The organism is Pseudomonas artemisiae, assembly GCF_057128685.1.
This window is the reverse complement of record NZ_JBSKHS010000001.1, coordinates 368,533-380,207: the sequence shown is the minus strand read 5'-3', so window position 1 is coordinate 380,207 and position 11,675 is coordinate 368,533. Positions and strand designations below refer to the sequence as shown.

The 11,675-nt window shown below is 61.7% G+C and carries 11 protein-coding genes and 1 pseudogene; 4 read left to right on the top strand and 8 right to left on the bottom strand.

The window, feature by feature from the left end; translation table 11 throughout:
* Nucleotides 1-13 precede the first annotated feature (13 nt).
* Nucleotides 14-637, bottom strand: coding sequence for a thiamine phosphate synthase (thiE, locus tag ACWKV4_RS01730; protein WP_483830401.1), 624 nt, complete (start codon nt 635-637; stop codon nt 14-16).
* Nucleotides 638-676: 39 nt separating this feature from the next.
* Nucleotides 677-1,474 (bottom strand): bifunctional hydroxymethylpyrimidine kinase/phosphomethylpyrimidine kinase, encoded by a 798-nt coding sequence (locus ACWKV4_RS01725; protein ID WP_483830400.1) that lies wholly within the window; start codon nt 1,472-1,474, stop codon nt 677-679.
* Nucleotides 1,475-1,720: 246 nt separating this feature from the next.
* Here ACWKV4_RS01725 and ACWKV4_RS01720 point away from each other — a divergent pair, with 246 nt between their 5' ends.
* Nucleotides 1,721-4,105: a hybrid sensor histidine kinase/response regulator gene (locus tag ACWKV4_RS01720; protein ID WP_483830399.1), complete on the top strand. Its 2,385-nt coding sequence runs from the start codon at nt 1,721-1,723 to the stop codon at nt 4,103-4,105.
* A 48-nt stretch (nt 4,106-4,153) separates the two neighbouring features.
* On the opposite strand, the gene ACWKV4_RS01715 is transcribed toward ACWKV4_RS01720, so the two are convergent.
* The 3 genes from ACWKV4_RS01715 to ACWKV4_RS01705 all read right to left on the bottom strand — a co-directional run bounded on the left by ACWKV4_RS01715 (nt 4,154) and on the right by ACWKV4_RS01705 (nt 6,845).
* Nucleotides 4,154-4,759, bottom strand: a complete 606-nt coding sequence (locus tag ACWKV4_RS01715) for a pseudouridine synthase (protein WP_483830398.1) — start codon at nt 4,757-4,759, stop codon at nt 4,154-4,156.
* Between the two features lie 54 nt (nt 4,760-4,813).
* Nucleotides 4,814-6,280, bottom strand: a complete 1,467-nt coding sequence (amn, locus tag ACWKV4_RS01710; protein ID WP_483830397.1) for an AMP nucleosidase — start codon at nt 6,278-6,280, stop codon at nt 4,814-4,816.
* An 85-nt stretch (nt 6,281-6,365) separates the two neighbouring features.
* Complete coding sequence (locus ACWKV4_RS01705) at nt 6,366-6,845, bottom strand: Lrp/AsnC family transcriptional regulator (RefSeq protein WP_483830396.1); 480 nt, start codon at nt 6,843-6,845, stop codon at nt 6,366-6,368.
* A gap of 453 nt (nt 6,846-7,298) precedes the next feature.
* On the opposite strand from ACWKV4_RS01705, the gene ACWKV4_RS01700 reads away from it, so the two are divergent.
* Nucleotides 7,299-8,492 (top strand): DUF6515 family protein, encoded by a 1,194-nt coding sequence (locus tag ACWKV4_RS01700; protein ID WP_483830395.1) that lies wholly within the window; start codon nt 7,299-7,301, stop codon nt 8,490-8,492.
* Here ACWKV4_RS01700 and ACWKV4_RS01695 read toward each other — a convergent pair.
* The 3 genes and pseudogenes from ACWKV4_RS01695 to ACWKV4_RS01685 form a co-directional block, all read right to left on the bottom strand.
* The gene (locus tag ACWKV4_RS01695; RefSeq protein WP_483830394.1) at nt 8,477-9,376 is read right to left on the bottom strand and encodes a cation diffusion facilitator family transporter; all 900 of its coding nucleotides are present in this window, start codon (nt 9,374-9,376) and stop codon (nt 8,477-8,479) included. The genes ACWKV4_RS01700 and ACWKV4_RS01695 overlap by 16 nt on opposite strands.
* A gap of 3 nt (nt 9,377-9,379) precedes the next feature.
* Nucleotides 9,380-9,799: a polyribonucleotide nucleotidyltransferase gene (locus ACWKV4_RS01690; protein ID WP_483830393.1), complete on the bottom strand. Its 420-nt coding sequence runs from the start codon at nt 9,797-9,799 to the stop codon at nt 9,380-9,382.
* Nucleotides 9,800-10,033: 234 nt separating this feature from the next.
* Nucleotides 10,034-10,374 (bottom strand): annotated as a pseudogene (locus ACWKV4_RS01685) (transposase); the annotation flags it as partial.
* 608 nt (nt 10,375-10,982) lie between these two features.
* Here ACWKV4_RS01685 and ACWKV4_RS01680 point away from each other — a divergent pair.
* Together ACWKV4_RS01680 and ACWKV4_RS01675 are read left to right on the top strand one after the other, a co-directional pair.
* Complete coding sequence (locus ACWKV4_RS01680) at nt 10,983-11,243, top strand: AbrB/MazE/SpoVT family DNA-binding domain-containing protein (RefSeq protein WP_483830392.1); 261 nt, start codon at nt 10,983-10,985, stop codon at nt 11,241-11,243.
* Nucleotides 11,240-11,587 carry a type II toxin-antitoxin system ChpB family toxin gene (locus ACWKV4_RS01675; RefSeq protein ID WP_483830391.1) on the top strand — a complete coding sequence of 116 codons (348 nt, stop codon included), beginning with the start codon at nt 11,240-11,242 and terminating at the stop codon, nt 11,585-11,587. Before ACWKV4_RS01680 ends, ACWKV4_RS01675 begins: the two co-directional genes overlap by 4 nt.
* Nucleotides 11,588-11,675: the final 88 nt, after the last annotated feature.

The window sequence follows — 11,675 nt, the reverse complement described above, 5'->3', positions numbered from 1 at the left end:
CTCTTGAGTCGGGTCAGGCGCTGAACAGCGCATTGAAAGCACGGGCACGGCGGGTCACTTCGGCGGCGCTGTCGGCGGCGAACAGGGCATGGACCACGGCGAGCAGGTCCGCGCCACGGGTTAGTAGCTCAGGGGCGTTATCCAGCGTGATACCGCCAATGACGCAAATGGGCAGCGTGAGCTCGCGCCGGGCCTCGGTGAGCAGTTCCAGGCTGGCTGGCGGTGCGTCGGGCTTGGTTGCGGAATTGAAAAACCGACCGAAGGCCACGTAGCTGGCACCCTCGGCGGCGGCTTGGGTCGCAAGGGCCAGGCTGGCATGGCAGGTGGCGCCAACGATGGCCCGATGACCTAGCAGGCTACGGGCTGGGGCCAGGGGACCATCGGTTTGCCCCAGATGTACCCCCACACCCAGGCGCGCGGCCAGTTCGGCGTCGTCGTTGATGATCAGGCGAGTGTCGTAGTGTTCGCACAGCCGCTTGAGGGCCTCGGCCTCACGCAAGCGCGCGGCATCGCCCTGGTGCTTGTCGCGGTACTGCAACAGGGTTACCCCGCCGTCCAGAGCCGCTTTAACGTAGTCAAGAAAGCGCCCCTGAAGCAGCTGGGGGTCGGTAATCGCGTACAGGCCGCGTAGTTTCATATCGTACCTATTGGCCCTTGAGGCAACCGCAGGCCGCGATCAAGAGCAGAAGTCCAGTGGCAGCCGACGCGGTACATATTGCCCTTGGCCCAGGCGCTCGGCATCCCTAAGGGTGCGCCAGGTGTAATCCAGGGCCGAGTTCACAGCACTAGGCAAGGCCTCGCCTTGGGCCAACCGACCGGCCAAGGCACTGGCCAGGGTGCAGCCCGAGCCATGGTAGCTGCCTGGCAGGCGCTGGCAAGTACGGGTGGCTCGCACGCCGTCGCGGCCATACAAGCGGTTATGGATGTCCTGTTCGTCTCCGTGCCCGCCGGTAATCAGCACATAGGGGCAATGCACCAAGAGTTTGTCGGCACACGCCTCGGCACTGCCTTCTGGAAGCTCGGCAAGAATGCGTGCCTCTGGCAGGTTAGGGGTAGTTACCGTAGCCAAGGGCAGGATGCGCTCGCGGATCGCGTAGCCGACCTCATCCTTGCCCAGCCGCCCACCACCGCCCGCTCGTAGCACCGGGTCACAGACCACTGGAATACCAGGGTTGGCAAGGATCAGCTCGGCCACGGTGTCGACCATCTCCAAAGAGCCAAGCATGCCCAGCTTGATAGCCGCGATGGGCGAGTCGGCCATTATGGCGTGCGCTTGGGCCAGCACCCAGGCGCGGTCCAGCACTCGAAAATCCGTGACGTCCACGGTGTTCTGCACGGTAAGCGCGGTGACCGCCGGGGCGGCGTGGCAGCCTTGGGCAAGCAGGGCTTCGATGTCGGCCTGAAGGCCAGCGCCACCGCTGGGGTCATGGCCGGAGAGGCAGAGCACTACGGGGCGGGAAGTGTAGGTATTCATGGGCGCCGAGCTTACCATCAAACCGTCCAGGGAGCGCGAGGGTGGGGGGATTTTGCCATGGGGATGGGCGCGACTGTCAGCCCTTGATTGAGCAATGGGCAGCCGTCGGCAAGTGCGGCTGGCAGGAGGCAGGCAGCAATGGCTATGGTAGGATGCGCGCAAAATTGATAACAGGTTGCCAGCACGTCGACTCAAAGGGAAATTGGGGGCTTTCCCGACTGTTGCCAGTGGCCTTGCCGGGGCTGTATGCGCTACATTTTCCTTCTTTTACTGTGCTGGTTGCCCTCGCTGGCAACGGCAATCGACTTTGACGACAGTACCCGCACCTTGCCCCTTGGGCAGGCGCTAGGGTATTTCGAAGATAAAACCGGCACCGCCACCGTGGATCAAGTGCTTGGCCAGGCCTTCACGCCCAATACCACCAGTGTGCTGAACGCAGGCTATTCCAGCTCTGCGTTCTGGCTGAAGGTGGACCTGCGTTACCTGCCCAAAGACGATGAAAGCGGCGCCCGGACCTGGCTGCTGGAACTGGCCTACCCGCCCATGGACCACGTGGACCTCTACCTGCCCGACGATGACGGGCACTGGCAGCTGGAGGCGCGTACGGGTGACGAACTGCCCTGGAGCAGCCGGCCCATCCGCCAAAGCAACTACGTATTCAACCTACCGTTCAAGCCAGGCGAAGCGCGCACGGTAGTGCTGCGAGTGCAGAGCGAAGGGTCGGTGCAGGTGCCTCTTTCGTTGTGGGCCGCTGATGCGTTTCTGGAAGCTCAGCCCGAGCGTTTCTATGTATTGGGGCTGATCTACGGCGTTTTGCTGGTGATGCTGGTGTACAACCTGTTCATCTACGTGAGCGTGCGGGACACCAGTTACCTGTATTACATCTGCTACATCGCGTCCTTCGGCCTGTACCAGGTTTCAGTCAACGGCGCCGGGATTCAGTTCTTCTGGCCGAACAACCCTTGGTGGGCCAACGCCGCCACGCCTTTCTTCATCGGCGCGGCAGCCTTCTTCGGCTGCCAGTTTTCCCGCACCTTCCTGCGTACCGCCAGCCATGGCCGCTGGCTGGATCGCGTGCTCATGGCGCTGATGGCCACGGGCGCGGTAGTGATGGTCATGTCGTTGATGGCCAGTTACGGCATCGCGTTGCGGCTGGCCACGGGGCTGGCGCTGGTCTTTACGGTAGTGATCTTCAGCGCGGGGATCATCGCCTGGTTCAAGGGCTTGCGTCAGGCCCGCTATTTCATGATCGCCTGGTCGGCGTTCCTGATCGGTGGCGTGGTTAATACCCTGATGGTATTGGGGCTGCTGCCCAATATGTTCCTGACCATGTATGCCAGCCAGTTGGGCTCGGCCCTGGAGGTAGCGCTGTTGTCGCTGGCCCTGGCGGACCGGATTAACGTGATGCGCGAACAACAGGCCCAGGTGCTGCTCGATGCCGGACAGAAGCTTGAAGCAATGAACCAGCGCCTGTCGGAAAGCAACCGCCTCAAGGACGAGTTCTTGGCCACGGTGACTCACGAGCTGCGCACCCCCATGAACGGGGTGATTGGTTCGTTGGAACTGATGCAAACCCTGCCCATGTGCGAAGAGATGACGGCCTACCAGCAGACCGCGTCTCGTTCGGCCAAGGACATGATGGGCATGGTGGACCACATTCTGATTTTGACCGAGCTGCAAGCTGGGCAACTGTCACCCCGGATGGAGCCCTTCCGCCTGCAAGTGCTGCTGGACAGCCTGCATATGCAGTTCATTGGCCAGGCCACTGAAAAAAACCTGGCGCTGCATACCGAGGTAGTGCCGGGTGTACCTGCAATGCTGCGCGGCGACCTTAAGAAAACCGCCTTGTGCCTGGGTTGCCTATTGGATAACGCTATCAAGTTCACCCGCCAGGGCTCGGTGGCCTTGACGGTGGAAGTGGTGGAGCATCACTACAACGAAGTACGGGTAGTGTTTCGGGTAAGCGATACCGGGATTGGGTTTAACCTCTCCAGCGATGCCTTGTACCAGCAGTTCTACCAAGTGGACGGCTCCACCACCCGTGAGCACGGGGGGCTTGGAATAGGCCTTGCCATTTGCCGAGAGCTGGCCACGCTGATCGGTGGTACTTTGAGCCATCACTCGGTACCCGAGCAGGGCAGCCGATTCGAGCTGGCGTTGAACCTTGGGGTGGAAGAGCCTGTGGCGGTAGAGCTGCCTGGGCCAAGCGCGCCCTCGGCCCACAATGGGCGTCGGCCAGGCCAGTTCACGCTGGTGATGATCGAAAACGAGCGCGTTGACCAATTGGTGACCCGTGGCATGCTTCTGCGGCTGGGCTATCAGGTACGCAGCCTGGGCAATGAAACCGCCGCCGTGGCACTGCTGCGCTCGCAAGCCAATGGCGCCTTGTTGCTCAATGGCAGCGAATCGATAGAGGCCGCTCTGGAACAGGCGACGCGCGTGCGCCAACTGGCTGGGCCGGCACGGTTCCCGATACTGGCAGTGGTCGATGAGGCTCTAGGGCTGGACCCTAGGCGCTACCTGGAAGAGGGCCTGGACGCCGTAATCGCCCGCCCAGTGCGGTTCGACAGTTTGCAGGCGCTGTTGGCGGAGATATTGCTCAAGGAGGCTTCGGTAATAGAGCAGGCTTAGCAAGTGCGAACCTAGGTAAGGCGCCGCCGAAAGCCTGCGGTGCCTTGGCTATATCAGTGCGGGATCAACCTCGCGCCACGCCCCAGGCGCCAACCCGTCCAGGCGCAGCGGCCCAATGGCTACCCGCACTAGCCGCAAGGTGGGCAAGCCTACGGCGGCCGTCATGCGCCGGACCTGTCGATTGCGCCCTTCACGGATCACCAGTTCCAGCCAGGCCGTGGGCACGCTTTTACGAAAGCGCACTGGCGGGTTGCGCTCCCATAGCGCAGGCTCGTCGATCAGCCGGGCCTCGGCAGGCAGGGTAGGGCCGTCATTGAGCACCACGCCTGTACGCAGTTGCGCCAATTGCGCGTCCTGCGGCTCGCCTTCCACCTGCACCCAATAGGTTTTCGCCAGTTTGTGCTTAGGGTTGGCGATACGGGCTTGCAGGCGGCCGTCGTTGGTCAGTAGCAACAGGCCTTCGCTGTCGCGGTCCAGCCGGCCGGCGGGGTATACGCCTGGCAGGGTCAGGTAGTCCTTGAGGGTAGCACGGCCCTGATCGTCACTGAACTGGGTCAGCACGTCATAGGGCTTGTTGAGCAGGATCAACCTCGGGGAGGCTGGCGCGGGCTTGGCGATACGGCGCGGTGAGGCACGGCGGATTGAGGCGGGCATGGGGCAAAACCGATTGCAGCGGGGCCGATAGCATACCAGCCCCGCTGCCCGCTATCAGCGGAAGGGTGGCTCGTCGAAGCTGCGCAGCTTGCGTGAGTGCAGCGCGTTGAGCTGGGTGCGCAGAAGGTCCAAGGCAGCGATACCGATGGTCAAATGCTGGCTAACCGCGCGGTTATAGAACGCGTTGGCCGAGCCGGGCAGCTTGATCTCGCTGTGCAGGGGTTTGTCCGACACACACAGCAAGGTGCCATAGGGCACGCGAAGCCGGTAGCCCTGGGCGGCGATGGTGCCGCTTTCCATATCCACTGCCACGGCACGGGACAGGTTGATCAGCGGGCGTTCCTCGGCCCAGCGCAGCTCCCAGTTGCGGTCGTCGTAGGTCAACACGGTACCAGTGCGCAGGCGTTTTTTCAGCTCGTCACCACGCTCGCCGGTGATCTGGGCCGCAGCCTCTTGCAGCGCCAATTGCACTTCGGCCAGGGCCGGGATCGGGATATGCGGCGGCACCACGCGGTCGAGAATGCCATCCCGGCGCATATAGGCGTGGGCCAGCACATAATCGCCGATGGTCTGGGATGCGCGCAGGCCACCGCAGTGGCCAATCATCAGCCAGCAGTGAGGGCGCAACACGGCCAGGTGGTCGGTGATGTTCTTGGCATTGGACGGGCCCACTCCGATGTTCACCAGGGTGATGCCATCGCCGTCCTGGGCGATCAGGTGGTACGCCGGCATTTGGTAACGGTGCCAAACCACGCTGGCCACCAAAGCCTGGGCCTCACTGTGGTCCATGCCTTTTTCAATAACCACGTTACCTGGCATCACCAGGCGCACAAAGCGCGGGTCGCTTTGCAGTTGTTCCAGGCCGTGGGCCACGAACTGGTCCACGTAGCGGTGGTAGTTGGTCAGGAGAATCCAGGGCTGCACGTGACGCCAGTCGCTGCCGGTGTAATGCACCAGCCGACGCAAACTGAAGTCCACCCGGGCGGCGTCGAATAGTGCCAGCGGCAACGGGTCGGCGTTGGCCCAGTCGTACAGGCCATCGGCAATGTTGTCGGTGGCGGCAGACAAATCCGTGCTGGGAAATACCCGGGCCAGGGCCGCGGCGGTAATGCCGCTGCCGGCCAGCTCATCCCCTTGCTCGACTACATAGGGGTAGGGAATGTTCTGCTGGCTAACGCCCACTTCAAGGCGCACGTCAAAGTCCCGCATCAATGGCACCAGTTGCTCAAGCAGGTATTTGCGGAAGGCCGCGGGCTGGGTCACGGTCACCGAATAGGTGCCCGGCAACTGCAACTTGGCGTAGGCACGCGTGGTGCTGGGTACCTCGCCGTGGGACTGGTACGTCAGGCGCAGCTCGGGGTAGCGGAATTGCGCCCGGGCCTCTGGGCTAGGTTCCAGGCGGTCTTTCAGGTAACGCTTCAAGGCCTGACTTAGCGCGGTGGTCGCGCGCTCATGCAGCCAAGCCAGGCGGTCCACGGCCTGTTCGGGAGTGGTAAAGGCTTCAAAGGTATCAAGGGTCACAGGCGGGTCCTTCTCTTCTGGCAGGCGTTTATCTTGCCCGTTTCGAAGGCTTTTAACATCTCTGTGCGACACGGGCGTGACGCGCCTAGCTGCGCAGGTGCGTCAAGGGCAGCTCCGAGCTTGCCAGCACCTGGTTGAGCACGAAGCTTGAGCGCACGCTGGTTACGCCTTCGATACGGGTAAGGTGGCCCAACAATAGTTGCTGGTAGTGGTCCATGTCCTGCACCACCACCTTGAGCTGGTAGTCCGCTTCCATGCCGGTCACCAGGCTGCACTCCAGCACCTGGGGCAGGTTGCGAATAGCGGCCTCGAAGTTCTCGAAGCGTTCGGGCGTGTGCCGGTCCATGCCGATCAATACATAAGCGGTGAGGTTCAGGCCCAGCTTCTTGCGGTCCAGCAGCGCCACTTGACGGGTGATATAGCCGTCATCTTCCAACTGCTTGACCCGCCGTGAGCAAGGCGAAGGGGACAGCCCGATGCGCTCGGCCAACTCCTGGTTGGAAATGCGCGCGTCACGTTGCAGTTCAGCAAGGATACTCAGGTCGTAACGGTCCAGTTTGCCCATGGTGGCGGCTCGTAATAAGTGAATTGCGGAGGATTATCACCATGGGGTGATAAATTGCGCAATAGGCACGTAGATGGGCAATCTTCGCAATCTTCTGCTGCACGGCTCGCGATAAGCTTTACCTCAAGATCACCGCCCGGACACCTGTCCACTGCGAGCCGCCCAATCAGGCCGCTTGCGGCCACCGCCCCCACAGGTGCGAGCTGGCCACCGGGTTGACGCTGGCTCAATCAGGCCGGCTGTAGTGAGCCGCCGCCACAAGCAGCGTGCCTGGACGAAGTTCGCAAAGGGAGGCCATGGGGCCTCTTTTTTTATGGGCGTTTCCCAGCCACCCCTGCTTATGAAATGCAGGTTCACGCCGATACCTCTGGCGAAGGGCTCGCTAAGCGGGCCGCGAACCGCCTTGGGTTTTCCCAGTCCAATCAGGGTGCCCGCACATCCATGAGAACTCCCATGAAAACCCACAGTTGGTGCCTCGCCAGTGTGTCCATGTTGTGCCTGTGCATAGGCACCCCAACGTTCGCGGACAACAATGCCAGCGACCAACTACGAGGGAGCGCGCCCAGTGGGCAAAACGGCGGCGGGCGCCTGGGCCCAGGACAGGGCGGGAGCGGGGGCGGGCAAAACCCAGGCCGGCCCGGCAACCCTGGCGGTGGCAATTTCGGCGGGCCTGGGCAGCAGCACCCTCAGCCGCAGCCGCAGCCGCAAAACCCAGCTGCCAGCCGCCCTAACCCTTATATGCCAGACAAGTACCGGGCCGATCAGTATCGCCCTGACAATTACCGGCCAGGTTCAAACCGCCCTGATTTAAATCGCCCCGACTACAACCGGCCTGAGCCCGGCCGCCCAGGCTTCAATGGCCCTGGTCCAAACGACCCCTATGATGGCCGCCCAGACAACCGCCCTAACCCAGGTTGGCATGGTGGCCCCAATGGCGGCAGTGAACCGCCCGCCAGCAGCCTGCCTATCCAGCCCAGGCCAGACGAGGTGCGCCAGACCGAACCACCGCTACGTGGCAGTTACCCGGACCTGCCTCGACATTATGGGGATCACCGCTGGGGCGATGGAGACGACCGTTGGCCAGGGCGAGGCAACGGTTGGGGCCCTGGCCCGCAGTACCGGCCTGGCCAGCGTATCGACCGCTTTCCAGGGGATCACTACCGCGTGCCCTACCGGGGCAGCGATTATTTCTATTCCAGCGGCTATTGGTATCGCCCCAACGGGCCGGGCTACGTGGTAGTGGCGCCGCCGCGGGGCATTCGGGTGCGCTACCTGCCGGACTACGCCAGCCGGGTGTGGATTGGGGGTGGCATGTTCTTCCTCGCCGCTGGCACGTATTACCAATGGGCTAATGACACCCAGGAGTACGTGGTGGTCGAGGCGCCTGACGCGCCGGTGCAGTCCCAGCCTCAGCCAGTGCCCCAGGCCATCGCCTCGCCAGGCGGCTATGACGTGGTCTTCTACCCCGCCAACGGGCAAACCCCAGCGCAGATGGAGCGGGACCGCTACGAATGCCAACGCTGGGCCGCCCAGCAAACCGGCTTTGACCCCGGTACCGCCACCTATGCCCCGTCCGAGCAAGTGGTAGGGCTGTTCCGGCAGAACATGGCTAATTGCTTAGCCAGCCGAGGTTATGGCTTTAACTGAGCGTGAGAAACGGCTTCTTCAGGGTCGGCATGCACCAGCACTTCGGCCTTGGGGAATTGCTTGATGATCGCCGCCTCAACCTGCTCACATAAGGCGTGGGCCACAGACAAGGTAAGCTGCCCTGGCAATTCCAGGTGCAGTTGCACGAACCAGTGTTGGCCGGATACCCGCGTGCGCAGGTCGTGAGCACCCAGCACGCCCGGCACAGTGCAGGCCAGGGCAAGCATCTGGTCCGCTACGCTTTGGGGCAACTCTTGGTCCATCAGAATGGCGGTACTTTCCTTGCCGATCTGCACCGAACTCCAGAGGATGTAAATGCCAATCAACAGGCCAAATACCGCGTCCAGCTGGGGGTAACCCTGATTGGCCAACACCAGCGCCACCAGAATGCTGCCGTTGAGCATCAGGTCGGAACGGTAATGCAGCGAGTCGGCGCGCACCGCCGTGGAGCCGGTTTCCTTGACGACCTTGTGCTGCAAGGTCAGCAGGGCCAGGGTCAGCACCAGCGACAATACCATCACCGCAATGCCCAACCCCGCTTCGCCCAAAGGCTCGGGGTTACGCAGGCGCGCCACGGCTTGTACCGTGATCAGCACCGCGCTCAAACCAATGAATAACGCCTGGCCCATACCCGCCAAGGCTTCCGCCTTGCCATGGCCATAGCGGTGGTCCTCGTCGGCGGGGCGCAGGGAGTAATGCACCGCCAGCAAATTAAGGAAGGACGCCGCGCCATCGAGAATGGAGTCCGTAAGCCCAGCCAGCAGGCTGACCGAGCCACTGAGGTACCAAGCCACCGCCTTGCACAGGATCAACACCGTGGCCACCCCTAAGGAGGCTCGGGTCGCCAGGCGCAGCAGGCGGCGATGGCGCGGGTCGACGGCCATGGCTTAGGCGGCCGGGCGCAGGCCGTAGGCTGCCAGTTGCTCCACGCTGCCGTGGTGCTGGATCAGGCGCGGGTCATCCAAAGGCAAATGCTTGCCTAGCTGGGTTTCCAGAATCGCCTGCAGGCGCTTGTTGTCCACGCTGCCATCCGGGTTGACCGCGCCTTTGAGCAGCTCAGGCGCCACTTGCGCATGGGTACCACCCGGCAGGTAGATAGCGCCGGTGGCGAAGTCCACGCCAAAGGCGATCAAGCCTGGAATCACATAGAACAAAATGCCCACGGCATCGAGCACCGCGATCACCGGGTCGATCTTGCCGTCGATCTGGCCGCGACGGTCGGGCCAGAACAGCGTGCCGCATGCGGTCAACTGGGTCAGTACCGAGAGCACCAGAACACCGCCGATCATACGAGATGGGAAACGCATGAATTTCTCCTGGGTTAAGTGGCTCAGCCATTCCTATAAATGGCCGTAACCGCCAACTACGACCATAGCCGAGCCGTTGCGGTTCGCCGTTATACTCCGCGTTGGGCTGTGGGGCCAGTGACAGGGGCTGAGCCGTCTGCACACTCACCGAAAAGCACCGTATGGCTCTATCACCCTAGCTGCTCCCTCGGTACATTTCAGCCCACATCAGAATGAAGGCTCCAGCCAACGTCCGTAATGCTCCAGCAGGTGGCGGAAACTCATGATTGTGGTGTCTTCGGGATCGGCGCGCTGAGTGTGAGGCGGGCGAACTGGCGCATCGGCGTGATCTCGTACAGTGCTTCCTCCATCGCCGGATCGCTCAGCGAGAACCCGTTCTGCAACAGGTGGATGCGCAGCATGGTTTCCAGGGAATAGGGCTTGCGACCCCCGCCGGCCTTCGGATAGTACGGTTCGATCAGCGCGACCAGCCCTGCCCAGGGCACGACTTGATCCATCTCGGCCAGGAACCGCTCGCGCCGGGTTTGCTTGTGTTTGCCGGCGTACTCGAAATCGGAAAAGCTCATCTGGCTCATGGCGTCTGTCGGTTTGGCTGGGCGATGAGCTATTTCAGCATAGGTTGCCGGGCGCGTGCAGACTTGATCGGAGAATCCCTAGGGGATGCCGACCGCGCAACGTGTACCTGACCCATGACCGTTGCCTTACTGCGCTTGATGCGTGGCTAGCGAGCGGTGCGCCTGAAGCGCCGCTGGGGTCTTTTGGGCGTCGATGAGTACCGTGGGTTTCGTCCAGGGTCAAAGCTCGTCATGACGCACAAAGGGCAAAGCTTTGAACTCGCTTTCAAGCATCGCCTGTTGGAGAGCAGCCCAGAGGTGTATCGGGCATGTGATTCGCTGCAACAGACCATCAGCAGGCTCTACCAGCAAGCAGCCATAAAGTAGGGATCATTGCATAGTGGACGGCGCTCGCTGGCAGCTAAGGTGCTGGCCGCGACTGGCGATGTTGAAACCGTGCAAATGATTCTTGGGCATGCCGAGCTGGATCATTCCAAACCGTATCTATCAGTGGATCAAGGCACTATACGGCGCGCTTTTGGGGTGGCATTGTAGATACTATGTTTATACTAAACGTTTGCGTTTGATATTTCAGGTATCTACAATGTTTACACGCTTTGGAGGTGTTTATGGAAGTCAAAATTCAGCAATGGGGCAACAGTGCGGCCATCCGCCTGCCGTCTGCCGTGCTTAAGCAAATGAGTCTAGTTAGCGGCGACGTGCTGCTGCTCAATGTCGATTCAACTGCCGAAGCCATGACGCTCAAGCCCGCGAAAGCTAAGCCGCGTTACCATTTGGCCGACTTGATGGCACAGTGCGACTTGAACGCGCCGGAGCCTGCCGAATTGGCCGCGTGGAACTCAATGCCAGCAGTCGGGCGTGAACTGTGAGGCGGGCCAAATTCAACCGGGGTGACATTGTACGTCTGAACTTGAATCCTACCGCTGGCCGTGAGCAGCAGGGCGATTTTCGTCCGGCGCTGATCATTTCGCCTGCGGCCTTCAACGTTTCAGGCTTGGTCCTGATTGCGCCCATCACCCAAGGCGGCGATTTTGCCCGCTATGCCGGGTTTACCGTGCCGTTGAGCGGTTCTGGCACCGAGACGCAAGGCGTCGTGCTGTGCAATCAAATCCGCACTGTTGACCTTGAGGCCCGAGGCGCCAAGCGCGTGGAGTCGGTCCCCGAGGTTGTGATGGACGATGTACTGGCCCGCATTCAAGTGCTGATTGAGTAAGGAAAAGTCCTCACTTATTACGGAAAAACTGGAGGCGACATGAATTTTTTGAAGGGCGGTTTCAGAAGCTGAGTGCAACACCTTGCTA

Coding starts and splice junctions, on each gene's coding strand:
- thiE (WP_483830401.1), bottom strand. CDS start 637: ATGAAACTACGCGGCCTGTACGCGATTACCGACCCCCAGCTGCTTCAG.
- ACWKV4_RS01725 (WP_483830400.1), bottom strand. CDS start 1,474: ATGAATACCTACACTTCCCGCCCCGTAGTGCTCTGCCTCTCCGGCCAT.
- ACWKV4_RS01720 (WP_483830399.1), top strand. CDS start 1,721: ATGCGCTACATTTTCCTTCTTTTACTGTGCTGGTTGCCCTCGCTGGCA.
- ACWKV4_RS01715 (WP_483830398.1), bottom strand. CDS start 4,759: ATGCCCGCCTCAATCCGCCGTGCCTCACCGCGCCGTATCGCCAAGCCC.
- ACWKV4_RS01705 (WP_483830396.1), bottom strand. CDS start 6,845: ATGGGCAAACTGGACCGTTACGACCTGAGTATCCTTGCTGAACTGCAA.
- ACWKV4_RS01700 (WP_483830395.1), top strand. CDS start 7,299: ATGAAAACCCACAGTTGGTGCCTCGCCAGTGTGTCCATGTTGTGCCTG.
- ACWKV4_RS01695 (WP_483830394.1), bottom strand. CDS start 9,376: ATGGCCGTCGACCCGCGCCATCGCCGCCTGCTGCGCCTGGCGACCCGA.
- ACWKV4_RS01690 (WP_483830393.1), bottom strand. CDS start 9,799: ATGCGTTTCCCATCTCGTATGATCGGCGGTGTTCTGGTGCTCTCGGTA.
- ACWKV4_RS01680 (WP_483830392.1), top strand. CDS start 10,983: ATGGAAGTCAAAATTCAGCAATGGGGCAACAGTGCGGCCATCCGCCTG.